We start from the raw sequence: 23014 nt of genomic DNA, 5'->3' as shown, positions 1-23014 counted from the left end.
CTTTGCACGCCGAACACCGTGGACTCTTGCTAGGGTATTCGTGGAGCGTCCGATTCTGGTCGAACGCTGCCAGTCAGGGATGGCAGCTAGTCGCCGGAAGCAGCGCGTCAGAATAATTCATATTCCCCATCGTTCGGCTTCCCTGAGGCTGTCCTGAATCCCGTCAGGGAGCCAGCCTGCAATCCCTAGTCGATGTCCCTTCTTCGTAACCTGGCCAAGCCCTGCTTAATATATCCTGCATTTTCACCAGTCGTCTCCAGCGCTCCTCGGACGTTTTGACCAACCTCTACTGAATCCGTCTGCTCGATCCGCAGTGTTAACTCCATCAAGGCCGCCTCCAGAGCCAACTGGTTGTCGTAGATCCTCTCCAGCACATCTGACAGCGAATAATCATTTGGCATGGCATCGGCTACCTCGAGAAAAGCACAAGCATAGTACCGGCACAGTGTCCGTGTTAGGCAGTAATTACGACTTGCTTAGAAATTGCTACAAGGCAAAGAAGGTACAGCGGGTTAGCCAAGTTGGCCGGTGCGTTTGAGGAGGGTTAGGCCCAATCCATCATCGGACTGACTGGGCAAGCGGGATTCAGCGGGCCCTCGTGGGGCATAAATGGGGCAAACAGTATGCCAATCTATGCCAATCCATGCTAAATATGCATTTGTGCAACCTGCCGTGAAAGAGCGTCACAGCCCGCAAACACGGGGCTATCCCCCAACACCCGCACATACTCCTACACAATCGGGGTGTGCTTTGTCAGAGACCATTGGTTCGTAGCTTCGCTAGGCCCTGCTTGATGAAGCCGGCGTTTTCACCGATCACGAATAGAGCACCACGTACGTTATTACCAGCGTCACTCAATCCGTGCTTCTCCCTCTCGAGAGTCAACTCCATCAGGGCCTCTTCCAATGCGAGCTGATTCTCGCACATCCTTTCAAGTAAATCTGAGAGTGAATATTTCCCTGACATATTTTCAGCCTCATCGAAAATAGCTAAGCATAGCAGTGGTCTATTCAATTGGTGCTCTCTTGAAATTGCTTCAGCACTGTGGAATAAAATCCGCAGAAATAAACTTCGATGTTACGAGCAGGCTGCGTATAGAATCAATGAGCACAGGGTATATGGGGGGGCGCGCAAGGGAAGGAAAAAGTCAGTTATCCCACCCTTGCACGATGCATGGAATTATGCGCTTATGGGTTGAGCCACATTCTATCAGGAGCGCAAATAATTCGAGCATCCAGGTAGGCCATGTCCATAGTTAGAATGGTTCTGACCATGTACTTATTTCTGCCAATGTCTTTTTCTGCAACCAAAGCTACATCTGCTTCATTGTCGTCGGTAATGCTTAATGGTAAGAGCAATTGAACGCGCTCATTGTACCAGTGCGGAACTGCCAGTTTATAGTTTCGCTTTAAACGTTCCTTAAGTTGTTTAACTGCCCCGTCTACTGCGTTCTTTGCAAGTGCCGAGTTGCCTTGCAATACCTCTGGAAGGCGTTCAACATTATCGGTGAGGATGTGCTTAAAGTCTATTTCTAGATCTAGTCTATGGTCAAACACTAACTCACTTGGATTGTCAATGTATGTGGCAATGTCTGGCAAAGGCTCAAAGTCTCTAACCTTGTCGGAATATGCGTCAAAGTAACCGAATAGTGACCAGCTCGGTTGACTTCGCTCGGCGGCATTTGGGTTTTTATAAAAGGTGGCAAATAGATCTTTGCCTTCAGGGGTCTGTAAGCCAGTATTTATACAGGCCTTAGATCCGTCGGAAGAAAATTTGATTTTAGACTGCTGTTGAAGACGCAAGAAAGTGTAGTTAAGGTAGCTTGCTATGATTGGGAAGTCTACCCCAGGTTTTTTAAACTCGGGCTTGTCAAAATTCCATTGCTCATTTTTAGCTTTTTCAGCAAGCTTTTGAAATGGTGACTCCCAAGTTTCACCAATGTCTTTTTTCCAACCAAAGTGAGCAAAGATAGTCTTAGGATCTTGATCCTTGTAGCGGCGAAATAGGCTTTCGTACATAAATATCCCTGTTTTATGTTGTAGTGTGATTGAGAGAGTTAATCAATATCAATATCGCTGAATACCTGCATTATACCCATGTAAGTATTTTCCTCCTTCGGTTCTATTAGGGGTTCCCTAGAGAAAAAATCTATCGAGGTACCGTGCTCATCGAATGTGCTGGTAAAAATACATCTTCTATCCTTCGGGTCGGTAACAATTGCAGCGTGGTCGGCTCGTATGATTTCTCTGTTCACCCTTCTGCAAAGTCTTCCCATGATAATGTCACCTTCATTATGGTCACATTTATGGAAGACGGCTCCACAAATAGAACAGTTACCTATTGTTTCCACAAGCCCGGAACTATTGTATATTTTTTGTGGCCTGAAAATCGCGTTTTCAAGTTTTTCTATTCGTTGTTTTATAATGTATATGCCATGAGTTTGCTTAAGCTCTTCTTTTTCTTTGTCTTCCAGATGTCCACTATAGATGTCAATTACCTTGATAGAAATATCAATGTAGTCGTAAGCGTCAATGAGGCTGTGCCACGCCCCTACGTTATCTTGATCTTTAAACTTTTTTAGCATTAAAAAAGTAGAGCGAAGGCAGGAAAGCGCGCATTGCATTAGGAGAAAACAATTTGCCTCGTATTCAACCTCTTTGCTGATAGCTTGGTATTTATACCCCTTGTGGACGCCTATAATCTGATTTAAATCTTCAGCCCTATTAGAAAGAATGTTGCTTGATGTTGTTGGATACATATCATTCAAAAAGCTCTGTACCGTTTTTTCAAAAGCATTGTCTATCTGTTCAAAGGAAAGAGGCGACTTATTATGATCTGTCATTTTGAATGCCATGTCTTTTCTAAGGTTTTTAATAGTTTTGGAAAGTCCTCTGAGTTTCCTTCGAAGATTACCTCTGCAGATTGGCTTTCTTTATCTTTGTGTAATCGGATGTTGAGTTTGATCAGTGGCTTGGAATCGGTTGTGTAGAGCCCTGTTATATGATTTTTTATAGCTTCTAATAAGTCGCTGAAGATACCAGGATTTGAATTATAAATGCTGGATACGATAAGGAGTGTAGGGCCGAACCATTCTGCACCTCTTTGTTCGAATAGTGATGAAGGCTCTGATAAGTAATCACATTTTATTCCTACTTTGTTCAGATACTTTACCATTGAGGGAGCGGACGAATGATAAGTAGAGCCATCTTCAGACAAGTGCCCTAACGGTAACGCTATGATCTTGTCACAATTTGAATCAATTTCCGTTGATGCAAGGACATAAGCTACTGAAACTTCCATGTTTGATTCTCTGCTAGATTCGGCGCTAATGCCGTGATGGGGTTTTGCCATCATAGCTAAAAATTACTTCTTATGTACCTGTCGAAGCATTTACTTTTATGAAAAAAAGCTATGAAGATTTGTGTTTTTAGATCGATTTGATTTTCTCTTAACGGGATTATTGCCACCCATTTTGTCAGGCTCATGAAGCGCATTTTATGGCTTGGCTGAATACCGACAGGTACAGCGACTGCCTATGAAAGAAGAAATCAGTTTTGAGCATGACGGAGTAACATACTTCTGTACTTACTACCTCGAGTGGGATGAGCTGACTGTTTGTCTCCCTGACTTTAGCCAACGGGCAAATTTTTTGCTTAGCCTTGATGCCGAAAGCGCAACATAAACTCATTCGCTAAGGTGTACTGCACTCGAGGAACGTCTTGGCGAGAGAAAGCCTGGAGGTACAGAAAAACAGTTCCCAAACGAAAAATCCTCCCCCTTGTTTTATGAGATCTTTGGCTTGGGCGGAAATGGTAAGTAAAGGAACTGCGGCGGCCTTAGAGGCCGCAGCCCGGTGGAATTTGCTTAGCGGTCTTGAAAACCGGCGAATGCGGCCGCGTCCACAGTATTTTTCAGCCAGATCGAACTGTCCTTGAGCATGCATCTTAGGGGCGGTAGGGAATCAACGAGGTGCATAAAAGTAGTTCCGCAACCCAAAGCGGCCAGCTTGGCCCTTTTGAGTTTCGGCCACTTAAAACTAGCGCCGTTGCGGAATTTTTGTCGGTTCAACCTATTGATTTATAAAGAAAATATTATGGATTGCAAATCCGCCTACGCCGGTTCGATTCCGACCTCGGCCTCCACTCTTGAAAACCCCGTAGATTAGCGTCTACGGGGTTTTTTATTGCCTGCGTGAAAAGGGGCGCGTACCAAAACTTTTGGGCAGGCGTACCAAAAGTTTTCTATTTTGTTGGGTTAGCGATAGCACCGACGCGGACGTAAATCTTCTTCGTGGTCTCCTGCTTTGAGTGTCCAAGGGGACGGCTGGCATCGCCCACGACGCCGATTCCGCCAGTCACCTTGGTGGAGGCCACGAGATTATTCATGGTCAGATGATTGGCTTCATGGCCATGGCGGTCGCGGCATTGATAACCGACGCACTCACAACCGCGATCCGTGCCTTTGCCATGGGTCAGATTCAATATCTGATCCACCGCTTCTTTTTCGAGCGCGTTGACGGGCGTTGCGCCCATCTGGGCAGCCAGCTTCAAGCGATCAGGGTGATTGTCGAGTCACCATGTCGCCGGTAGAGCAGGGGCCGGGAATCACAGACGCAGCGACATACTTGGTTCCGATTTCTTTCGAGTTTCGAGCAGATACCGGCTCATAGCTGGTTTGTTAGTACCCACCGACCCTAAATCCGCGATATTGCCTATGCGGCTATAATCTGTTCTTTTTTCCAGGGACCGGCGGATGAAAAGTCTGGAAGACCTGATAGACAGTCGAGACCCCGCGCTACCCCTCATTGAAAAAATGTTGGGAGCTGCCAGCTTGGGTTATCAGTTGCTCCCTCCGTCCACTGATAGAGCTCGTGTTCTTTCCGGCCTGCAGATTACAACTAGATCTGCGCTGGGGGCGATAGCCTACGGGACTGGTGGTCTACTCATTGATCACGGCTGGCTACGCCTGATCGGCTCCGGCCATCCGCAATTGTCACGAAATCTTGTTGATTGGAACACGGGCCGCGGCGATGGTTATTTACTGGTCGCCGACGATGCTGCTGGAGGGTTCTTCTCCATCAACGGCGGCGGTCTGGGCGTTGATGTAGGAGCGATGTATTACTGGGCACCCGATACATTACGGTGGGAGCAACTGGATATTGGTTATACCGACTTTATTGGGTGGGCCTTGAGCGATCGGCTCGCTACTTTTTACGATGGCCTGCGCTGGGATGGTTGGCGTCATGACCTGCAGGGAATGAGAGCAGATCAGTGTTTTTCATTCTTTCCTTTTCTCTGGACTAATGAAGGCTCAATCGACAAAAGCAGTCGCACGCTGATCGATGTTAGTGAGCAGTTTGAGATAAACGTCGAGTTAGCTTCCAAACTCGACAGGCCAGATTGATGGACAAATTGAAACACCTGCGTCCTTCACTCAGCGAGTGCTACTCATACGTAGAACATTCAGTTTCCGGGATGTTGCCTTACGAAGAATAGCTAGTCCGCTGTATCGGCACCCACCGGTCCTACGGTTTACCAATGAACCCGCCTCTGTGCGGGTTTTGTTATTTCTGAGAAGAGGAAACACCCATGCAAATGCCCAACGGCGCCACTCTCGGGGTCGTGTCCATCTACGGCACGGCGATCCCATTCACCGGGCATGACTCGTGCGCCTATCTAAAGGATGTTCTCACGCGCTTGCCGACGCAGCAGGGCAGTGATATTTCCGAGTTGCTACCGCACAAATGGACGTTAGCGTAATCAAAAAGCTTAACCGCTAGGCGGCAAGCTCAACGTAGCTAGATTCCCCACCTCCAGTCGCGCCCGACAACCAACCCCATACGAACATCAGAGTGGTACGTCCTGCGTGATCAACGCCTACCGTGCCACGAGACCAACCAGCAAGAATCTCACCATCCGTAGTTAAGCAATGATAAAGAAGCTCAATGGTATCGGGGCCAGTCACGCGTCCGACTTGATGCCCCATGCGGATCCGGCCGCCTTGATAAGTACCCCAGATGGAATCTTCTTCGACATAGTAGTGAAATACTGTGCCGGCACCGGATAGCCCGTGGGCGTTACCCGCTACCGTAAATCGGCGATTGTTCAAACGCTCCCTGATTTGAGCAAGGGGGATTTCCATAAGGTGTCACGTCCTTTTAGTCGAAGTGTTCCATTACAGCCTTCGTTGATCTTAAGCCATTTTGTCGTGCTTGATGAGAGGTCTGCTTGCCTATCCCTGGAGTTGCAATTCACGACGATAAAATGCGAGACGTGTTCACTTTCCGCTTACTTTTATTGCCCAACGGCAAGTGCGGGAGTTCCGAAACTACTTCATTTTTACGGCTGGGCGACTACTCCGATAAGACGATAATCCCGCTTGCGGGTACTATGTAAAATTTCGCAACACTCCAGTGCTCCTGCTCGGTAAACCGAAAGAGGCAGGTGATGTCCGACTGCTATCGGTACAGGACGAGGTCGCCCGAGCGGGCATTGGGTCTACACTCAGCAAACTCCTCGCACGACCTCAAAATTCCGGTTTAGGCGTGCGTTTTTCTTGCCTGCGCAGGATAACGCCCGTACTCATCAAAGCTGACAGAGTGAACCATGAAACAAAATATTCTTCTTGTGGCCGTCTGTGCTGCACTTATTCAAGGCTGTGCCGCCACCTCCAAAAGCCATGAAGAATCGCCTTCCATGCCTACTACGACCTCAGCTGCTTTAGCCCAGCCAGCATTACCCGCTTACTACTGGAACCTGGTCTCGGCGACTGATGCTTCGGGCAAACCGCTCGCTGCTCTGAACAAAGGTATCGAGCGCAAGTTGCGCGTTTCCTTCAGCGACAAGAACCTGAATATCAGCGGTGGTTGCAATGGCCAGTTCGGCGGCTATCACTACCAGGACGGGATTTTAAAGGTGCAGCCACTGGCCTCTACGCTAATGGCCTGCGACAAGAGTCTGATGGACCTTGACGCCCAGGTAGGTCGATTCTTCAAGGATGATCTGCGCGTCGTCATCACCGGAGATAAAACAGAGCCTATGCTGCAACTGACTGCAGCGGACGGTTCGGTGCTCAAGCTGCAGGGCGAGGCTACTCCGGAGACGCGCTACGGTAGCAAGGGTGAGGTCAAGTTCCTGGAGGTAGCGCCCAAGACCGTCAAGTGCAGCCATCCGATGATCCCTGACTATCAATGTTTACAAGTGCGCGAGCGGCGCTATGACGACGCCGGCCTGCAGCGTCCGACCCAGGACACATGGCATCCGCTGTATCAGCCTATCGAAGGCTTCGAGCATCATGATGGAGTGCGTACCGTGTTGCGGGTCAAGGAATACGAATGGAAGAATCCGCCAGCCGACGCCCCTTCGAAGGTTTATGTGTTAGATCTGATGGTTGAGCAGGACGCGTCTGGCACCCCTAAGTAAACGAAACACGACGCTGGCCGGTATACACCAGCAAATGGTGTGTACCGCTGTTTCAGCGTGACGCCACAGAGAAAGCCGAATACGGCCTTTAGTGATTGTCTGCGTCGGTTCGATTCCGACCTCTACCTCCACTGTCTAAAGCCCCGCAACCATCAGGTTGCGGGGCTTTTTTGTGCCTGCGGAGTTTATCCGGTGCGGCAATCGCAACGGTCCCCAGACACCCAGATCTATGGCCTCCAACCAACGCTGAGTCGGTGTGTAAAAAAATTTTTCTGCCCTCTTGAAATTTTTTTTGGCGTACATAAATTTTCATCACGCGACGCCGAATGCGGGTCGCGCACTTAATCACTTGGATTTAATCAGGAGATTTCGAGATGGCTACTACCCTTTCGCTGGCCCCATTGTTCCGTCAATCCGTGGGCTTCGATCGCTTCAATGACCTGTTTGAGTCGGCGCTGCGCAGCGAGGCTCCAAACACCTATCCGCCTCATAACGTGGAAAAGCACGGTGATGATGAATATCGCATTGTCATTGCTGTAGCCGGACTCACTGAAGCGGATCTGGATATTCAGGTCGAGAAGGGCGTCTTGACAGTCGTGGGTGACAAGCGCGAAACCGAGAAAGAAGTCACCTATCTGCACCAGGGCATTGCGCAACGGGCATTCCGGTTGTCGTTCCGCCTGGCGGATCATATCGAGGTGCGCGCCGCTTCGATGAACAACGGGCTGTTAAGCATTGACTTGTTGCGTGTGGTGCCTGAAGAGGCCAAGCCTAAACGCATCACGATTGGTGGCGGTAAAGATACCGACCTGCGTGAGGTAAGTGTGCAGTAAGCAAGCGGTAATAAAAAAGGCGCTCTCAGGAGCGCCTTTTTTTGTGTTTGTGGCATCGCAACGATGAAACGTCAGCGGTTCCCGGACGCCTCTGTTTCCAGACCATTGGCGATGCGCTGTGTACCGGTCAACCGCGCATCACGCCAGGCTTTGTATCCTGGCCGCCCGATTGATGCGTTCGTTGATAAGCAGCGCGCTACCGCTCAGGACAATGAAGCTGATGGCCAGCGTCATTTGAAGGTCATAACGACTGAGATTGACCAGGGCACTGATCAACCCACCGCCGATGAAAATAATTGTATTACCTGCCGAAGCCGAAGCCCCAGCGTTGTCCGGGAACAGCTCCATCGCTCTGGATGTCGCGGCGGGCCGCGTGATGGTCGTGCCTGCCGTGCAGATCATCATGGGCACCAGCACGGTTAGGGGCGTTAGGCCGTAGAGGTTTGCCAACAGCATCATCGTCACCCCCGCCAGGAAAATAAGGCACAAGCCGGTGTTTATTTGCGTTGCCGATTCCAGGCGTTTGTTGAGTACACCGGCGAGCACGCCGCCCATGACGTAAGCCGCACCATAGAGCAGCAACATCAGCGAGAACTCGTAGCTGCTCATGTGCAACTGTTCAATGAATACCAGGGGCGAGACCACGATAAACGAGAAATGGCAGGCAAACACAATGGCGCAGATCACCCAGTACGCGATGAAATTGAAGTGGCGACACAACTGCCCGTAGGTTTTGAAGATATTGAGGTTCGCCCCCGCATTCAGGGCTGGTGGGTTGCGCAGCGACACACTTGCCTTGATAAACACCACGATGGCAATCGCGGCGAACACATAAAAGCTGCCCTGCCAGTCCAGCCACTGTTGCAGCACGGTGCCCACCAGCGGCGAGATCGAAATGAAGATCCCGCTGGCCGTCACCATCAGGATGCGCAACCGGTCACGCTCCTTGCCCACGAACAGGTCCTGCACCAACGCCTGGGACAATACAAAACAACCGCAACCTATCGCCTGGGTGACGCGAAATATCAGAAAGGCAGCGTAGTCCGTGGCCCAGACGCAGCCCAAGGCACCCACCACCGAAACGGCCATGCCGCCCAGCAGCAGATTCTTGCGACCAAGTGCGTCAGACAAGGGGCCGATCAGCAATTGCGAGAGCGAGATACCGATAGCGAACACGCTGACGGACAATGCAATGTCCGATGGCGTGGTGCTGAAGTGCACTGACAGCGCTGGGAACGAGGGCAGGAGCACGTCGATCGGGAATACGCCCAGCATGACCATGGTCATGAGCAGTGCGACGGCGGCGACTTTGGTTGCCTGGCTAGTGCGATCGGTTATCTCAGGCATCAATCAGTCCCTCCATGCTGAACAATTCCCTGTGCGCTCGCTGCTCAAAAAAACCGGCGTGTTTCATCGCCTGGAGTGTCGCCGTGACACCGGAGCGAGCACGTCGGGCGCGGGCCTTGGATGCCACGACGTGCCCAATCGGCATAACTTAACCCATGCGTGATTTTTTTTGCGCCCCTTCCCAGCGTTACAGTCGCGCCAAAAAGGAGGGAACGGCATACGGTTCCGCCCGCTGCCGCAGTTCCTCAACACCGCCAAAGTGTATTCCTGGATCCATCCTTAGCTGTACGGGGCGCCAGGGGCGCAAACCCACTACTGTCGCAGGCATACACATCGCCAGGATGCCGCGCCATGTTCATTTCCACCAGCCTGCTGTCAGCCTTTGTGCTGTTCGCTTTCGTGTCCTCGATTACCCCTGGCCCCAACAACACCATGTTGCTGGCGTCGGGGGTGAACTTCGGGTTTCGCCGGTCGATGCCCCACGCCCTGGGGATCAGCGTCGGCTTCATGGTGTTGGTGATTTCGGTCGGGCTGGGCCTGGGCGAAGTGTTCAAGTTGTTCCCATGGGCCTACACGCTGTTGCGCTATGTGGGCGCGACCTACTTGCTGTACCTGGCCTGGAAGATTGCGACTTCCGCCGGTATGTCCGACAGCAGTGACGAGCAGGGCAAACCCATGACGTTCCTGGCGGCAGCGGTGTTTCAATGGGTTAACCCCAAGGCGTGGATCATGGCGTTGGGCGCAATCACCACCTATACGCCAGCTGAGGGCTATGTCACCAATGTGCTGGTGATCGCCCTGGTGTTTGCCGTGGTCAACTTGCCCAGCGTGTGCCTCTGGGTGGGCTGTGGCAGCGGCTTGCGCAATGTGTTGCGCGAGCCGCGCTGGTTGCGGTTGTTCAACGGGGTGATGGCTGCGTTGTTGGTGGTGTCGTTGTATCCGATGCTCGCGGGCAGCTGAACGGCATTAAACCGGCGATATGGTCGCCAGCATGCCGATGCCGATGGTCAGCACCAGAAAACCGAATAGGAAAAGTGCCATCTTGGTCATAACGCCTCCGAAGGGAAGGGAACGGCAGGCACCTGCCTGCCAGGCTCGACAAGGGTGTCGGGAGTGAGGCAATTGTCCGCCCGAGGCAGATTTCGATACAGACGCAGATGATAAAGAAAAAACCGTATCAGATGAGGCCGCGTCTGCACGGGCGCGGGCTTGGGAATGGGTGGTGTTTATCAAGATCAGCACCGCATGCCACGTTTTCGCCGCTTTGCTGCACCAATCCTCTAAGATGTCGCCCACAGCATTCGACAATAAAAAGTGGGCCGAGCCTCGATGGAAAGACGTCAGTTCAGCGGTGGCATGAAAGGCAAGAACCTGCGCTACCTCAATGATTCCTCCCAACAGCCGTCGCCGCGCACCCGCGTCGGCTTTTTGTTGCTTGAGCACTTCTCCCTGCCTGCATTCACCCAGGCGCTCGATACCCTGATCACCGCCAACCTGTTGCGGCCCGAGCTGTTTTCCACGCGTACTTTCGGCTTCAGCGATGCCGAGGTCATCAGTGACCTGGGCCTGGTGATCCGCCCCGATGCGCCCCTGCAATCTTCGGCATTGCAGGATCTGGATCTCTTGGTGATCTGTGGCGGTTTCCGTACCGAGCTCAAAGCGGGCGAAGAGTTGATACAACTATTGCATGCCGCCGACGAACAAGGCATTGGGCTCGCCGGCCTGTGGAACGGCGCTTGGTTCCTGGGGCGCGCGGGGCTGCTCGACGGTTATCGCTGCGCCATTCACCCAGAACATCGCCCGGCGCTGGCGGAGGTCTCCAAGGCGGCCCAGGTCACGAGCGAGCCCTACGTGATCGACCGCGACCGTCTGACCGCCTCCAGCCCATCGGGCGCCTTCCATATGGCGCTCGACTGGATCAAGAGCCTGCACGGCAAGGCCTTGGTCGAAGGGATCGAAGACATCCTGGCGTTCGAAGAGTCGCGCTATCGCCGGATCAAACCCACGGAGAACGTCTGCGTCAGTGCGCCGTTGCGCGAAGTGGTGAAACTGATGGACGCCAACCTGGAGGAACCTCTCGAACTGGACCAACTGGCGGTGTATGCCGGCCGTTCCCGACGCCAGCTGGAGCGTTTGTTCAAGGAGCAGTTGGGCACCACACCGCAACGCTATTACATGGAGTTGCGGGTGACGGAGGCGCGGCGTCTGTTGCAGCACACCGAGTTGTCACAAGTAGATGTGCTGGTGGCGTGCGGGTTTGTGTCGCCGAGTCATTTCAGCAAGTGCTACAGCGCCTACTTCGGGTACAGGCCGTCGAAAGAGAAGCGGCTGGTCAAGTAGCCAGCCGCTGCGAGTGACGCTTCAAAAACGCTCCAGCCGGTACGGGGCGAGTTCCGGCAAAGGAGGCTGCGCGGTATCGGTTACGAGCAACTGCGCAACCATTTGCGCTGTGACGGCCGCCTGCGTCAGCCCCAGATGCTGATGGCCGAACGCAAGCAGTACCTTGCCGTCGCAGACGCGATCAATGATCGGCAAGGAGTCGGGCAGGGACGGCCGAAAGCCCATCCAGGGCGTGGCGTCCTGCGTACTCAGGTCCTGGCGAAACAAGCCCTGGCTCAAGCGATGCAATTGCCAGGCGCGCTGCATATTCGCCGGGCGATCCAGCCCGGCGAACTCCACGGTACCGGCCAGGCGCAAGCCACCGGCCATGGGCGTCATGATGAACTTGCGTTCAAAGGACGTGACTGCGAAGGGCAGGCGGTCCCGTTCGTGGGGCAGCATCAGGTGATAGCCACGTTCGGTGTCCAGCGGGACTTTTTTGCCGGTCAGCGCAGCGGTGAGCCGGGCCGAATGCGCACCGCAGGCGATCAGCACCTGGCGTGCCGTTACCACGCCCTGGTCAGTCATCAGCGAAACACCATCGCCCTCGATGCGCCCATCCATGACGCGCTGCTTGAGGAACTGCACACCTTGAGCCTTGGTGGCCTTGACCAGCTCGCCGACCACGTGAAAGGGGTCGAGAAAGTGGCCTGTGCCGGGAAAAAACAGTGCACCGCGGATGTCATCGCTCAATTGCGGCGCCGCCCGGCGTACCGCGTCGCCTGACCAGAATTGCACCGCCACGTTCTGCTGCCGCATGCGCTCGCGCAACGCCTCAATCGACCCATGGGACTCGGCGCGCTCATACACCAGCAGCGAGCCGTCTTCACGCAGTAACTGCGGTTGCCCGATGGAATGTAGCAAGCGCTGCCATGCTCCCAGGCTGGCCTCATTGAGCGCACGAATGCCCGCCACCGTACGCCGGTAGCGGGACGGGCGCAGGTTCAACAGCAGACGCACAAACCAGGGCAGGGCGCGGGGCAGGTATTTCCAGTCCAGGCGCAGCGGGCCCATGGGGTCCATCAGCATGGCCGGCAGACGCTTGAGGATCGACACATCGGCAATCGGAAACACCTGCTCGGTCGCCAGGTGCCCGGCATTGCCATAGGAGGCACCCATGCCCGGTTCCTGTGGGTCGAGGACCACTACGCGGCGGCCCTGACGCGCCAGTTGCAGGGCGCAGGCGACGCCGATAATGCCGGCGCCGACGACGGCGATATCGGCCGTGTTGGAAGCGGACATGGCCTACACCTCTCTCTGGCCGTCGAGCAGGCGCCGCAGTTGCAGCGGATTGGCCTGCTGAAGTGCACGGGGCAGCAGGCTGTCCGGAAAGTCCTGATAGCACACCGGGCGCAGAAAACGCAGGATCCCCGCCGTGCCCACCGAAGTGCTGCGCGCGTCGGAGGTCGCCGGGAATGGGCCGCCGTGGACCATGGCGTCGCAGACCTCTACGCCGGTTGGCCAGCCGTTGACCAACAGGCGCCCGGCTTTGCGTTCAAGCAACGGCAGCAAGGCTTTGGCGCTTGCCAGGTCGGCTTCATCCAGGTGCAGGGTAGCGGTGAGCTGGCCTTCCAGATGCTCGCACACCTGGCGCACTTGCTCGTCGTCGGCGCACACCACCAGCAGCGAGGCGGCCCCGAATACTTCCACTTGCAGCTGCTCGTTGGCTAGAAAGGCGTCGGCCTGGGTGATGAACAGATGCGCCTGGCCTTGGTTCGGGCCTGTGGCCGCCAAACCTTGCGCGGCGATCTGTGCATGCTCCGCCAGCGCAGCCACGCCGGTTGCATAGGCGTTGAAAATGCCGGGTGTGAGCATGGTCTGGGCTGCGCACTCCTGAAGCTGCGCGCTTGCCGCACTGACGAAGCGATCCAGCGCGTCGCCGGCAGTGGCGATCACCAAGCCGGTGTTGGTACAAAACTGCCCGGCACCCTGGGTCAACGAGGTCACAAACCCTTGAGCCAATGCGGGCGCGCGGGCTTGCAGTGCCGCAGGAAACAGCAGCACCGGGTTGATCGAACTCATCTCAGCGTACACCGGGATCGGCTCCGGCCGCGCCTGCGCCGCCTGGGTCAAGGCGAGACCACCGCTGCGCGAACCGGTAAAGCCAACGGCCTTGATTCGCGCGTCGGTGACCAGGGCGATACCTACTTCACGCCCCGAACCGTACAGCAGTGAAAACACGCCCGGGGGCAAACCACAGGCGTTTACCGCCTGGGCCACCGCACGTCCGACCAGCTCGCTGGTGCCGGGATGGGCGCCGTGTGCCTTGACGATCACCGGGCATCCCGCCGCCAGGGCCGAGGCGGTGTCGCCGCCGGCCACGGAAAATGCCAGCGGGAAATTACTCGCACCGAATACGGCCACCGGTCCGAGCGGCACATGGCGTTGACGCAGGTCCGCCCGGGGCAGCGGTTGTCGCGCAGGCTGGGCAGTGTCCACCCGCACGTCGAGCCATTCACCGGCACGCACGGTGCGTGCGAAGGTGCGCAATTGCCCGCAGGTGCGGCCGCGCTCGCCTTGGATGCGCAGAGGCGGCAGGCCGGTTTCGGCCACGGCGCGTTCGATCAGTGCATCGCCGAGCGCTTCGATGTGGTCGGCAATGCTTTCGAGAAACGTGGCGCGAGCCTCCAGGGAGGTTTCGCGGTACGTGTCGAACGCAGCCCATGCCAGGGCGCAGGCCTGTTCGACGTGTTCGCCACTGCCGCCGTGGTAGGCGGGTTCCAGTGGCGTATGGGTGGCGGGATTGATGGCCCGGATCGCTTCGCGATTGCCGGAAACGGCGTGCTGACCGATCAGCATACTGCCCGTCAGAGTCATGGAGTCGTCCTGCTAAAAGGGGGATTGGCCGCCGTGGCCGTCACGGCGGCGCGTAAAGGTCAGGCGACGTTCTGTTCGGCCGACCAGTTGGCGTACCACTGGCGGAACAGTGCGTACTGGTTTTCGGCATAACGACGTTGGGCGTCGCTGAGCACGTCGGTTTCATTGAAGTGCAGGGCGTATTGCCGGTCGCCGTTGAGCACCATCAAGTGCTTGTAATACAGCACCAGGTCGCAGCCTTCGTCGAAGGAGGACAACACGGCCAGCGCCGCTTCCAGTTCACGGGCCTGGCGTCGGGCCTTGGCATCGCCCTTGGCGGCCTGCTTGCTCAAGGCGACCAGTTGCAGCACTTCCCGGGGCAGGGCGTTGCCGATACCCGTGATGGCGCCGGTGGCGTTGCAGTTGACGAAACCGTGGACCACCTGGGTATCGACGCCCACCATCAGGGTGACGTCATCGTCCTTGGAGGTGATGTTTTCCGCCGCATAACGCAGGTCGGCGGCACCGCCGAACTCCTTGAAGCCGATCAGGTTCGGGTGTTCGCGGCGCAATTCGAAGAACAGGTCGGCACGCGTGGCGAAACCGTAGTAAGGGCTGTTGTAGATCACGGCCGGCAGGTTGGGCGCCGCCTTGAGAATCGCCGCGAAGTGGGCCTTTTGCGCGGTGGCACTGGCGCCACGCGACAACACGCGGGGAATCACCATCAAGCCATGGGCGCCGACCTTGGCCGCATGGGCCGCGTGGGCCACCGCTTCACGGCTGTTCACCGCACCGGTGCCGACAATGGTCGGTACGCCGGCAGCCACCAGGCGTGCCACGCCTTCCTGGCGTTCGGCTTCGGTGAGCAACGGCCAGTCGCCCATGGAGCCGCAATACACCACGGCGCTCATGCCGATATCGATCAGTTCGCGGCCTTTGGCAACCAGCGCATCGAAGTCCGGCTTGCGGTCCGGGGTGCACGGGGTCATCAGTGCGGGGATACAACCGGTGAAGATGTTGTCGCTCATTGTTTTAGCTCCGTTCAGTTGAAGAGGTGAGGGCTCAGATGCCCCAGGCGAAAGGGTCCTGCGCGTCGATCAGCAAGGTGCTGTCGGCGGTCATATAGGCGCGGCCGGTAATGAAGGGGCGTACGTGTTCGCCGTCCCATTCATAACGGCCTTCGAATTGGCTGCCGGTGATGCTGGCTTGCACCCAGGTTTCACCCACGGCGAGTTTTCCATCGGCGGCCAGGCAGGCGAGCTTGGCGCTGGTGCCTGTGCCGCAAGGCGAACGGTCGTAAGCGCCGCCGGGGCACATGACGAAGTTGCGGCTGTGCGCCTGGGCGTCGTCGGCGAACAGTTCGATATGGTCGATCACTGCACCGTCTGCGCCGCAAATGCCCTGGCTCTGCAGGGCCTTGAGCATTGCCCGGGTGTAATCGCCCAGGGCGTCGACGTTATCCATCTGCAGCGTATGGCCGTGGTCCGACACCAGGAAAAACCAGTTGCCGCCCCAGGCAATGTCGCCGTGCACGACGCCATATCCAGGCACCTCCACGGGCACGCCCTGGCGATAGCGATAGGCGGGCACATTGCGCAGGGTCACGGCACCGTCTGCGTGCAGAGTGGCGGCGACCGGGCCGACCGGCGTGTCGATGTGGTGCACTCCGGGCGCGATATGGCCCAGGTAGTGCAGCGAGGCCACCAGGCCGATGGTGCCGTGGCCGCACATGCCGAGGTAGCCGGCGTTATTGAAGAAGATCACCCCGCACGTCGCGCCGGGTGTGCTCGGCTCGCAATACAACGCACCGACCAGCACGTCGTTGCCACGGGGTTCCAGCAGACAGGCGCGGCGCCATTGATCGTGATGGGTACGCAGGTATTCAAGTTTTTCGGCGAGGGTATCGCCGACCAGCTCAGGAAAACCGTGCATGACCAGGCGCGTAGGTTCGCCGCCGGTATGGGAGTCGATAACGTGCAACTGTTTCATGGCAAGCTCCATCAATGGGTAGCCGGGGACAGTGGGGCGCTGTAGTGCGTGTCGCTGACGGCTTCGCTTTCGTCGTCGTCGTTTTCCAGGCGTACGAGGTGCGCAGGCACACCGGTGGCGGCACCCCAGTAATAAATACCCAAGGCGCAGGCCGCGACGACCACCGTGTCGAATGGATGGCTGATCGCGCCGATGCCACCGAAGCTGCCGAGCTTGGAGAGCAGGATGGTCAGCGCGTAGAAACCGATCAGCCACGCCGACGAACGCACTTGCTGCCGGATGTTCAGGTGCGCGGTCGGCACCCAGCGTGCGCACAGCAGGTACACCACGAACATCAGGATTTGCAGGCCAAGCAGCCAGGACACCGTGCTCCAGCCGGACCAGTACACGATCAGTGCGGCAATGATGAATGACAGCGGGCCGAGTACCGCCATGCCCTTGACGCGGAACGGGCGCACCAGGTGCGGGGCGTTGCGGCGCAGGGCGGCAACGGTTACCGGGGCCACCGCGTAACTGAGGATCAGGGCGGCGGAAACTACGTTGATCAGTGCTTCCCAGGACGGAAACGGCAGGGTCCAGAACACCGACAGGCCAAAGGTCAGCCACAGCGCCGGGCGCGGGATGCCGGACTTTTCATCGATGCGCGTGAACACCTTGAAGAAGGTCCCGGTCTGCGCCCAGCCATACACCACGCGTGGGGTGGCGTTCATGTAGATATTGCCGCAGCCGCTGGGGGAGATCACCGCGTCGGCCACCACCAGGTACGCCAGCCAACCCACGCCCAGTGCCAGGGCGATGTCGCGATAAGGCAGCGCCAACTGCTTGCTGATCCCGGCCCAGCCGTCGGCGAGCATGTGCGTCGGTACACCACCGAGGAACGCGGTTTGCAGTAATACGTAGATCGCGGTGGAGAGCAATACGGAAAGGATCAGCGCAATGGGAATCGTGCGTTGCGGGTTTTTCACTTCACTGGCCACCGAGATGATCGGCGTGAGCCCCAGGTACGCAAAAATCACACCGCCGGCCGACACGGCCATTTCAATCCCCGAAAGGCCAAAGGGCGCGAAGCCATGTACCTGGAAATTTTCCGGTTTTAAGAAGGTGAACAGCACGCCGATCACCAGCAACGGCACGATGAACTTGAATACGCTCACCAGGTTATTGGCGATGGCGAAGGTCTTCACGCTGCGGTAGTTGAGGACGAAGAACAGGCACAGCAGAGCAAACTGCACCAGCCAGCCGAGGGTGGTCGGGTCGCTGGAATTGGCCTTGGTCAGCTCGGGAAACCATGCCGCCGCATATTGGCGCGAGGCGACCACTTCAATCGCCACCAGGCTGGAAAACGCAATCAGCGTGATAAAACCCATCAAGTAGCCGAGCAACGGGCCGTGGGAGTACACGGGGTAACGCACCACACCACCGGCACGGGGCAACGCGGCACCCAGTTCGCAGTACACAATGCCCAGCAGCAGCACCGCGAAACCACCCAGTAACCAGGAGAAAATCCCTGCGGGACCCGCGATTGCAGACACATGGCTGGCCGCAAACAACCAGCCCGAACCGAAGATGGCGCCCAGCCCGATAAAGGTGAGGTCCATCAGTGAAAGTTGTTTCTTGAACTTGCCTTGAGCAGACATGGCGGCGCCTTCTTGTGAGTTATTGGATAGGCATGCAGTGGCGCTATCCTGAACGCATCACGCGGGCGGCGATTGATGTTTTGCGCAGATGTGGATGACGAATTCGGCACAATTTGTCGCGCTCGACAGCCGTGCGAACATGGCGCAATCTGCTCGGCGTCAAAGCACAAACGGGCGGTTGAAATCATGATGCAGAGCGCGTTTACGGCCCTTCTCCAAGGGGCACGCCCACACAGCATCGAGCAGCTACTGGCGGGTATGGCGCAGCTGCTGCCGATGTTGGACGTGATTCCCAATGCTGCGATTTTCATCAAGGATGTCGACGCCCGTTACGTACTCGCCAACCACACGCTGGTGCAGCGCTGCGGCCTCAAGCAGCTGCAACCGCTGCTGGGCAAGACCAGCGCCGAAGTCTTCCCTGCGCAACTCGGGCCGGGCTATACCGAACAGGACCGGCGTGTGCTGGAGGAGGGCTTGGTGCTGGATGACCAACTGGAGTTGCACCTCTACGGCACCCGCGAACCGGGGTGGTGCCTGACCCATAAATGGCCGTTGTATGACCAGGAAGGGCGGATCATCGGCTTGGCCGGGATTTCCGTCGACCTGCAATCGGCCAGCGAAACCCACCCTGCGTATCAACGCCTGGCGGCCGTGGACGAGTACATCCGCCAGCATTTCAACCGCCGCGTCACCTTGGGCGAACTGACGCGTATCGCCGGGATTTCCGTGGCGCAACTGGAACGCTACTGCAAGCGTGTATTCCATCTGACGCCACGGCAGATGATCCAGAAAGTACGCCTGGAGCATGCCCATCGGTTATTGCACAGCGAATTACCGATCACTGAAGTGGCGCTGCAATGCGGCTATACCGACCACAGCGCATTCACTCGCCAATTCAAGGCGTCGACCGGGTTCACCCCACGCCAATATCGGCAGCTGCAATAGTTGCCGCCATCGCAATGCAACGAATGGCCGCCGTTGACCCTCCTATGCTTACCAATACCCTTTCCACCACACAGGTATCAGGCTTATGACGGCGGCAGACAACGATCATGTGAACTGGCTGGTTGAGCAATCGATGCTGCATGCGGCGCGGCAGCGGGCCAGGCTCTATTCGGGGCAGGGGCGCTTGTGGCAGCAGCCCTACGCGCAGACCCGGCCCCGTGATGCGTCCGCGTTGTCGTCTGTATGGTTCACCGCGTACCCGGCGTCGATTGTGACCCGCGAAGGCGGCACGGTGCTGGAGGCGTTGGGGGATGAAAGCCTGTGGCACGCGCTGTCGAAGATCGGCATTCAGGGCGTTCACAACGGGCCGTTGAAAAAGTCCGGCGGGCTTTCGGGGACCCGGCACACGCCGACCATCGATGGCAATTTCGACCGCATCAGCTTCGAGATCGATCCGCAACTGGGCACCGAGGCACAGTTGCAGGCATTGACGCGCATGGCGGCGGCGCACAACGCGGTGGTGATTGACGACGTCATCCCATCGCACACCGGCAAGGGCGCGGATTTTCGCCTGGCCGAGATGGCCTATGAAGATTATCCCGGTCTTTACCACATGGTGGAAATACGCGAAGAAGACTGGCCATTGCTGCCTGAGGTCGCCGAAGGGCGCGATGCGCAGAACCTCAGCCCGGCGCAGGTCGACGCATTGCGCGACAAGCATTACATCGTCGGCCAACTGCAACGCGTGATCTTCTTCGAGCCGGGGGTGAAGGAAACCGACTGGAGCGCAACGCCCGTGGTGCTGGGCGTGGACGGCAAGCCGCGGCGCTGGGTGTACCTGCATTACTTCAAGGAGGGCCAGCCGTCCCTCAACTGGCTGGACCCTTCGTTCGCCGCGCAACAAATGATCATTGGTGACGCCTTGCACGCCATCGACGTGATGGGCTCCAAGATCCTGCGCCTGGACGCCAACGGCTTCCTGGGGGTGGAGCGCAGGCTCGATGGCACCGCCTGGTCGGAAAGCCATCCGCTGGCCGTCACCGGCAACCAGTTGCTGGGTGGTGCGATTCGCAAGGCGGGCGGGTTCAGCTTCCAGGAACTGAACCTGACCGTGGACGATATTGCCGCCATGTCCCACGGCGGTGCGGACCTGTCCTATGACTTCATCACCCGGCCGGCCTATCAGCATGCTTTGCTGATGGGTGACACGGAGTTTTTGCGCCTGATGCTGCGCGAGATGCACAGCCAGGGCATTGACCCCGGCTCGCTGATCCACGCGTTACAGAACCACGATGAACTGACCCTGGAACTGGTGCATTTCTGGACCCTGCATGCCCATGACACTTACCTCTATCAAGGCCAGACCTTCCCCGGCAACATCCTGCGCGAACACATCCGCGAGCAGATGTACGAGCGCCTGGCCGGCGAGCAGGCGCCGTATAACCTCAAGTTCGTGACGAATGGGGTGTCCTGTACCACGGCAAGCATCATCACTGCCGCCCTGGGCATTCGTGATCTGGAGGCGATCACCGCTGCCGATATCAGGCAGATCCGCCAGCTACACCTGTTGTTGGTGATGTATAACGCGATGCAACCTGGGGTGTTCGCCTTGTCAGGCTGGGACCTGGTGGGTGCGTTGCCATTGGCGGCGCAGCAGGTGGCGCATCTGATGACGGATGGCGACACCCGCTGGATCCATCGCGGTGCCTACGACCTGGTGGACCTGAACCCGGACGCTGAGTTGTCGGCGGGGCAGATGCCGCGCGCGCGAACCTTGTACGGCAACCTGAACGAACAGTTGCAGGATCCGGAGTCGTTTGCGTCGCAACTGCAAAAGATCCTTGCGGTGCGCCGTGCCTATGACATCGCGGCCAGCCGCCAGATCCTGGTGCCGGATGTGCAGCACCCAGGCTTGCTGGTGATGGTCCACGAACTGCCTGCGGGGAAGGGCACGCAAATTACGGCACTCAACTTCGGTGCCACGCCGATTACCGAAACCCTGCACCTGCCCAATATCGCGCCGGGCCCGGTGGTAGACATCATCAACGAGCGGGTCGAGGGCGACCTCACCGCCGAGGGTGAATTCACCCTCACGCTGGATGCCTACGAGGGCCTGGCGCTGCGGGTGGTCAGCCATACACCGATGCTTTGAGTGCCGAAGCGCTGAGCGATTGGTTTATTGAACAGGGGGCGACTCGTTGATGAGTCGCCCCTTGTTTATTGTGCTTTCAGCCCCGCCAGAAACGCTGTGTGTTGCAGTGGCTGGGAAAACATCGGCAGCGTGTAGCTTTCGGCTGCGTGCTGTTGTTCTGCGCTGAATGTCGCGGTGCAATCGGTCAGGGTGACCACGTCGTAGCCTTTTTCATAACCCGAGCGCACCGTGCCTTCGACGCAGCAATTGGTCAGGAATCCCGCGACCACCAGGTTCTGGATGCCGTTGTTGCGCAGCACCAGGTCCAGGCCGGTGCTGGCGAACGCGTCCAACCCTCGCTTGCCCTCAACCAGGATATCGCCAGGTTCGCGGCTCAAGGCATCAGTGATCTGCGCGCCCCAACTACCGGCACGGAACGCGCCTGCGTCGACGACACCTTTGAGAATCCCATAGGAGCGCAAGGTCAGCTCAGGGTAGCTGTCGGCAAACTGGATCGGCATGTGGATGATGGTCACGCCGAGCTTGCGCGCCTGTTCAATGGTTGCGGCGGTGTTGGCCAGCATGTTGGATGCGTGCATCACGTCTTTCACGGCGTCGTGGAAGACGCCACCGGGCGTAGTGAAATCGTTCTGGTATTCGATCAGGACAATTGCCGTGCTGTGGGCGTGCATGGTGCGTCTCCTGGCGTTCGAGGGGAGGGTGCGGTTAATCGTAGGCGATAGGTAGCGTTGCCGCTGCCTTTGGCAACGTTATTGGCGGGCAGTTGCTCCCGACCTATCGGCATCCACTCATCTGGCATCGTGGAAAATGATACCGAGGGTTCTGCGTTCGCCACGATGAAGCCGGCTTACCCCGTGGCGAACCGTCACCCGGCAAAACCCCCGGGCCGAACGCGCCGGACGGCTGTTCACCGCGAAAATGACCGCCTGGCCTTGCTCGAGCGGGATGACCTCAACCTGGCCTGGCCGGTTGGCGCGGGTCTGGGTGAGGACGAACTCGCCCCCTTCGAAATCCAGCCCCGGCTGATCCAGCAGAAACACCACCTGAAAAGGAAACACCTGCTCGCCATACAGGTCTTGGTGAAGGCAGGTGTAGTCATTTTCCCGATAGCGCAGCATCAACGGTGTGGGCCTGCATTGGCCGGCCTGATGACAAACGGCTTTGAACGCGCTGTGAGTCTCGGGAAACCGTTGACTTGCCTTCAATGCCGAGTGCCAGCGGTTGGCGATGGGCGCAAGGCGGCTGTACAGCCGGGTTCGCAGGTCTTCGACGAGGGCTGGCAGGGGATAACGGAAATACTGGTATTCACCTCGGCCGAAGGCGTGGCGCTCCATGATGATGCGGCTGCGAAAGCAGTCGGTATCGGCGTACAGCGCCGCCAAGTCCTGGCATGTGTGGCGGGTGAGCAAGAGCGGCAGTCGCGCAAATCCGCTGGTCATCAGTGACGCTTCAATCACCTGCCAATCCAGGTCGGCCAGGTCGGCCCCACAGACGAGAGGGCTTTCGAGCATCAGG

Annotated in this window: 21 protein-coding genes and 2 pseudogenes; 8 read left to right on the top strand and 15 right to left on the bottom strand. The window is 57.2% G+C overall.

Annotation, left to right across the window (positions count from 1 at the left end):
* Positions 1–185 precede the first annotated feature (185 nt).
* The 6 genes and pseudogenes from EXW71_RS01755 to EXW71_RS01730 all read right to left on the bottom strand — a co-directional run.
* Positions 186–401, bottom strand: a complete 216-nt coding sequence (locus EXW71_RS01755; protein WP_134657331.1) for a hypothetical protein — start codon at positions 399–401, stop codon at positions 186–188.
* Between the two features lie 352 nt (positions 402–753).
* Positions 754–966: a hypothetical protein gene (locus tag EXW71_RS01750; RefSeq protein WP_134657891.1), complete on the bottom strand. Its 213-nt coding sequence runs from the start codon at positions 964–966 to the stop codon at positions 754–756.
* A gap of 221 nt (positions 967–1187) precedes the next feature.
* Positions 1188–2018, bottom strand: coding sequence for a DUF3825 domain-containing protein (locus tag EXW71_RS01745; protein WP_134657330.1), 831 nt, complete (start codon positions 2016–2018; stop codon positions 1188–1190).
* Positions 2019–2056: 38 nt separating this feature from the next.
* Positions 2057–2854: a hypothetical protein gene (locus EXW71_RS01740; protein WP_134657329.1), complete on the bottom strand. Its 798-nt coding sequence runs from the start codon at positions 2852–2854 to the stop codon at positions 2057–2059.
* The gene (locus tag EXW71_RS01735) at positions 2839–3300 is read right to left on the bottom strand and encodes a hypothetical protein (protein WP_134657328.1); all 462 of its coding nucleotides are present in this window, start codon (positions 3298–3300) and stop codon (positions 2839–2841) included. The genes EXW71_RS01740 and EXW71_RS01735 overlap by 16 nt, the downstream gene beginning before the upstream one ends.
* A 941-nt stretch (positions 3301–4241) precedes the next feature.
* A pseudogene (locus EXW71_RS01730) lies at positions 4242–4571 on the bottom strand (hypothetical protein); the annotation flags it as partial.
* Between the two features lie 181 nt (positions 4572–4752).
* Here EXW71_RS01730 and EXW71_RS01725 point away from each other — a divergent pair.
* Entirely contained in the window at positions 4753–5403 is a 651-nt protein-coding gene (locus EXW71_RS01725) for a DUF2625 domain-containing protein (protein ID WP_134657327.1), read from the top strand.
* A gap of 251 nt (positions 5404–5654) precedes the next feature.
* Positions 5655–5759, top strand: a pseudogene (locus EXW71_RS01720) (transposase domain-containing protein); the annotation flags it as partial.
* A 16-nt stretch (positions 5760–5775) separates the two neighbouring features.
* Here EXW71_RS01720 and EXW71_RS01715 read toward each other — a convergent pair.
* Positions 5776–6141: a hypothetical protein gene (locus EXW71_RS01715; protein WP_134657326.1), complete on the bottom strand. Its 366-nt coding sequence runs from the start codon at positions 6139–6141 to the stop codon at positions 5776–5778.
* Between the two features lie 464 nt (positions 6142–6605).
* On the opposite strand from EXW71_RS01715, the gene EXW71_RS01710 reads away from it, so the two are divergent.
* Together EXW71_RS01710 and EXW71_RS01705 are read left to right on the top strand one after the other, a co-directional pair.
* Entirely contained in the window at positions 6606–7421 is an 816-nt protein-coding gene (locus tag EXW71_RS01710; protein ID WP_134657325.1) for an META and DUF4377 domain-containing protein, read from the top strand.
* A gap of 374 nt (positions 7422–7795) precedes the next feature.
* A complete protein-coding gene (locus tag EXW71_RS01705) occupies positions 7796–8254 on the top strand; it encodes an Hsp20 family protein (RefSeq protein ID WP_123718483.1) in 459 nt (152 codons plus the stop codon).
* A 138-nt stretch (positions 8255–8392) separates the two neighbouring features.
* Here the strand turns inward: EXW71_RS01705 and EXW71_RS01700 are convergent, their stop codons facing one another.
* Positions 8393–9601 (bottom strand): MFS transporter, encoded by a 1209-nt coding sequence (locus EXW71_RS01700; protein WP_134657324.1) that lies wholly within the window; start codon positions 9599–9601, stop codon positions 8393–8395.
* 351 nt (positions 9602–9952) lie between these two features.
* Here EXW71_RS01700 and EXW71_RS01690 point away from each other — a divergent pair, with 351 nt between their 5' ends.
* Positions 9953–10561, top strand: coding sequence for a LysE family translocator (locus EXW71_RS01690; protein WP_134657323.1), 609 nt, complete (start codon positions 9953–9955; stop codon positions 10559–10561).
* A gap of 369 nt (positions 10562–10930) precedes the next feature.
* Positions 10931–11941 carry a GlxA family transcriptional regulator gene (locus EXW71_RS01680; RefSeq protein ID WP_134657321.1) on the top strand — a complete coding sequence of 337 codons (1011 nt, stop codon included), beginning with the start codon at positions 10931–10933 and terminating at the stop codon, positions 11939–11941.
* A 21-nt stretch (positions 11942–11962) separates the two neighbouring features.
* On the opposite strand, the gene EXW71_RS01675 is transcribed toward EXW71_RS01680, so the two are convergent.
* The 5 genes from EXW71_RS01675 to EXW71_RS01655 are packed head-to-tail and all read right to left on the bottom strand — an operon-like array spanning position 11963 to position 18402.
* Positions 11963–13222, bottom strand: coding sequence for an FAD-binding oxidoreductase (locus EXW71_RS01675; RefSeq protein ID WP_134657320.1), 1260 nt, complete (start codon positions 13220–13222; stop codon positions 11963–11965).
* Positions 13223–13225: 3 nt separating this feature from the next.
* Positions 13226–14797, bottom strand: coding sequence for an aldehyde dehydrogenase (NADP(+)) (locus tag EXW71_RS01670; RefSeq protein WP_134657319.1), 1572 nt, complete (start codon positions 14795–14797; stop codon positions 13226–13228).
* Positions 14798–14856: 59 nt separating this feature from the next.
* Positions 14857–15804, bottom strand: coding sequence for a dihydrodipicolinate synthase family protein (locus EXW71_RS01665; RefSeq protein WP_134657318.1), 948 nt, complete (start codon positions 15802–15804; stop codon positions 14857–14859).
* A gap of 34 nt (positions 15805–15838) precedes the next feature.
* Positions 15839–16765, bottom strand: coding sequence for a 4-hydroxyproline epimerase (locus EXW71_RS01660; RefSeq protein WP_134657317.1), 927 nt, complete (start codon positions 16763–16765; stop codon positions 15839–15841).
* An 11-nt stretch (positions 16766–16776) separates the two neighbouring features.
* Entirely contained in the window at positions 16777–18402 is a 1626-nt protein-coding gene (locus EXW71_RS01655; RefSeq protein ID WP_134657316.1) for an APC family permease, read from the bottom strand.
* A gap of 186 nt (positions 18403–18588) precedes the next feature.
* Here EXW71_RS01655 and EXW71_RS01650 point away from each other — a divergent pair, with 186 nt between their 5' ends.
* A complete protein-coding gene (locus EXW71_RS01650; protein WP_134657315.1) occupies positions 18589–19347 on the top strand; it encodes an AraC family transcriptional regulator in 759 nt (252 codons plus the stop codon).
* 85 nt (positions 19348–19432) lie between these two features.
* On the top strand, positions 19433–21499 hold the full coding sequence (treS, locus tag EXW71_RS01645) for a maltose alpha-D-glucosyltransferase (protein WP_134657314.1): 2067 nt from the start codon (positions 19433–19435) through the stop codon (positions 21497–21499).
* Between the two features lie 65 nt (positions 21500–21564).
* On the opposite strand, the gene EXW71_RS01640 is transcribed toward treS, so the two are convergent.
* Both EXW71_RS01640 and EXW71_RS01635 read right to left on the bottom strand, forming a co-directional pair.
* On the bottom strand, positions 21565–22170 hold the full coding sequence (locus EXW71_RS01640) for a cysteine hydrolase (RefSeq protein ID WP_134657313.1): 606 nt from the start codon (positions 22168–22170) through the stop codon (positions 21565–21567).
* A gap of 117 nt (positions 22171–22287) precedes the next feature.
* Positions 22288–23010, bottom strand: a complete 723-nt coding sequence (locus tag EXW71_RS01635) for a 2OG-Fe(II) oxygenase (protein ID WP_134657890.1) — start codon at positions 23008–23010, stop codon at positions 22288–22290.
* Positions 23011–23014 lie beyond the last annotated feature (4 nt).

This window comes from Pseudomonas sp. BCA17, assembly GCF_004519405.1.
Classification (GTDB): Bacteria; Pseudomonadota; Gammaproteobacteria; order Pseudomonadales; family Pseudomonadaceae; genus Aquipseudomonas.
Note: the sequence above shows the minus strand (reverse complement) of the source record. Positions and strands in the feature narration are given on the sequence as shown.